Below are 2,587 nucleotides of genomic sequence, written 5' to 3'. Positions count from 1 at the left end.
CTCTACCCCCTCCAGCCTGCGCAGGCCCGCCTCCCAGCTCTCGCGGCTAATCGCCTTCCTGAGGTCTTCGAGCGCCCCCTTGTAGCTCCGGAGCGCCTTCCCCTCCGCCTCGGCCTCCCGGCGGAGGGTGTCCTGGTTCAAGCCCAGGCGCTCCGCCATGGCCCCCGCGTCCTTCTTGTCCCACGGCGTCATCGCCTCCACCTCGAACACGCTTAGCTCGGGCGGCCACTCCTCCAGCCTCTCCCTCAGCTTCACGACCTCCGGAGTCCCGGGCAGGTCGTGGGCCAGCGCTAGCGTCATGTAGCGGGCAGCCAGGGAGCTCACGTAGGCCGCGTAGAGGGGGCCGCGGGACTCCCCGTGGCTGTGCTTGAGGCTGCTCTCGATGTCCCCAAGGGTCTTCTGCAAATACTTTACGTGCTCGTCAAGGAGCTGCGCGACGTACTTCGATTCAAGCACCTGGTTGAGCTTGTGCTGGAGCAGCTCGAGCAGCTCTCTAACGTAGAAAGCGTCCCTGCAGTCGAAGAACCTCCAGCGGTTCCTCGAGGAAACGGCGTACTCCTCGTAGTTGCCGCTCCTCTCCGTGGGGTGGGCCAGCCCTGCTACGGTGAAGTTCGTGGAGCCGTAGTACCTGTAGCTGACCACCAGACACTCCCCGGGGCACGCCTTGTAATGGATCAGGAACTTCGCGTGGTTCAGGAACTCCCTCCTGGGGTTGTAGAGGACCACGTAGCACCTCTCCTTGAGCCTATCGACGGCTTCCCTCTGCATGCTCTTCATGCGCCCCTGAAAGTAAGAGGGCGCGTTGGTTCTGATGAGACAAAGCTCCCGGGGCCCCCACTGTGGTAAGTGCTTGACCAGCTTGTCCAGGACGTTGCGGCTATTCGAGATGATGAGGCTGGAGATGTAGGTGAGGGAGAAGTAGTCGGGGCAGGGCGGGGGCGTGCTAACCTTGCCAAGTAGCTGAGTAAAGGCCTCGTACGCGTTCTTCTCCCATGGCTCTTTAATGATCATGCGCTTCTCTGTGCTCAAACTTTAGCTAAAAGCTTTGCGTATCGACGCTATGCAACGCGGGAGCGATCTAGGTCGCAAGCCGTGCGCCCGGATTCAGCTTCAAGGCGAGGGTACCGCGCCGCCACGCGCCCCCCTCCCAGGCCTAGCTCTCACATAGCCGCCGAAATGGCCCTTGGTCGGTTCGGCAACTTCATATGCGCTGCAAAGGAGCCGTACCGTGTCCCTAGCGTGGAGAAGGGACTACGCGAAAGTCATGCTCGCAGACCTCTGGACAGCCAAGCAGCTCTACTTGCAGAGCAACGGCAAGCCAGAGTTCCTTATGCTATCCCTCTACCACGCCCAGCAAGTGGCCGAGAAGGCCCTGAAGCTCTTTTCAGTCCTCACGGGCTTATGCGAAGATCTCAACGAGCTGAGAAAGAGACTGGGATATACGCCCCTCATAGGAGCGTTCATGGGATATGTTAATGAGGTACGGGAATCATTAAGAAGTTTTAGAAGATCTCTTGGAGAGCGAGGACTTCATACGAGTTTTATAAATTCATATGAAATGTTACTTTCTCGTATACATGATTCTCTTAAAGAATACAGGAAACTCTTGAAGGATTGTTCATCTGCTCTTCACTCAGCTTTTGAACTTGAACCTCTCATATATGGAGATCTTAAGAGGGAAGCATCGAATGTTTAGCTAATCTTCAGAAAGCTATCGGGATGCTGGGAACCTCGGCTTTAGAGTTGAATAACATCGTCGCAACGTTCGCAATTCTGGCAGCGATCCTAGCCCTTCCAAAGATCATCGGAGAGAAACTGAACCTAATTGATCCTCAGCTCTTCATCGTGCATCATGACGAGCTCCTACAGCACCTTGAGCAGGAGCTGGCTGGGCTCGAGAGTGTGCGGGAGTTCGTCGATGCTTTCTTCGAGGATCTGGAGCGGATCTCCGACGCTGAACTACGCGACCTCCTCAGGCCCCTTTTAAGTGCCCGGACTGCGATCCTAGAAGTCGTGGCCGATCCAGGTAAGATGCACGAGCTCCTGGTCAGGAGGGGGACGGTCCCCAGACCACTTGAGCTTATCGCGCTCCTCGGCATCACATCTGCGTTCTCAGTACCGCTGCCCGGAACCGGCAAGACTATCCTGGACCACATAATCTGCCTCGACGCCTTCGCAACCTGCGGGAGGTACGTGGAGCCAGTAGATAACACGACGACTCTAGAAGTGTTTAAGCGGAACAAGGACAAAGCAGTTCACTTCATAGCGAGTTCAGCCATGCTCACGCTTACCGTGTACTCTTACCACCTAATCTACGAGAAAGTAGTACTTGAAGCCTCCAAGCAAAAGACATAGACAGCTTTAAGGCCCCCGAACCCTAAAAGCCAGACTAAAGCTACCGCTCCCTCATCGTAGCTCACAAGCGGTTAACACATCATATTGCTTTGAGCTGCAATAAGTGGGAAACCTAGTTTGAATCGCGCGGCTCTATTCTTCAAAGCCAAGCATAGATCAACATAGATGCGCAACCTTCCCCTCCTCGAAGAGCAAGACCACGGTCGCTGGCATGCATACCCAGCAATCCTAT

The 2,587-nt window shown here is 55.8% G+C and carries 3 protein-coding genes; 2 read left to right on the top strand and 1 reads right to left on the bottom strand.

The window, feature by feature from the left end; all coding sequences use genetic code 11:
* The coding region (locus tag ACP5KC_RS10045; RefSeq protein WP_428287479.1) for a hypothetical protein at nt 1-1,011 on the bottom strand (1,011 nt) is incomplete at its 3' end.
* 217 nt (nt 1,012-1,228) lie between these two features.
* Between ACP5KC_RS10045 and ACP5KC_RS10040 the strand changes: the two genes are divergently transcribed.
* Nucleotides 1,229-1,696: a hypothetical protein gene (locus ACP5KC_RS10040; protein WP_428287478.1), complete on the top strand. Its 468-nt coding sequence runs from the start codon at nt 1,229-1,231 to the stop codon at nt 1,694-1,696.
* 23 nt (nt 1,697-1,719) lie between these two features.
* Nucleotides 1,720-2,355 carry a hypothetical protein gene (locus tag ACP5KC_RS10035; RefSeq protein ID WP_428287477.1) on the top strand — a complete coding sequence of 212 codons (636 nt, stop codon included), beginning with the start codon at nt 1,720-1,722 and terminating at the stop codon, nt 2,353-2,355.
* Nucleotides 2,356-2,587: the final 232 nt, after the last annotated feature.

This window comes from Infirmifilum sp. (genome assembly GCF_049970975.1).
In the GTDB taxonomy this organism is placed as follows: Archaea; Thermoproteota; Thermoprotei; order Thermofilales; family Thermofilaceae; genus Thermofilum; species Thermofilum uzonense.
Note: the sequence above shows the minus strand (reverse complement) of the source record. Positions and strands in the feature narration are given on the sequence as shown.

Bases quoted from the DNA above. Each gene is read 5' to 3' on its own strand.
- ACP5KC_RS10035 (WP_428287477.1), top strand. From the start codon at position 1,720: ATGCTGGGAACCTCGGCTTTAGAGTTGAATAACATCGTCGCAACGTTC.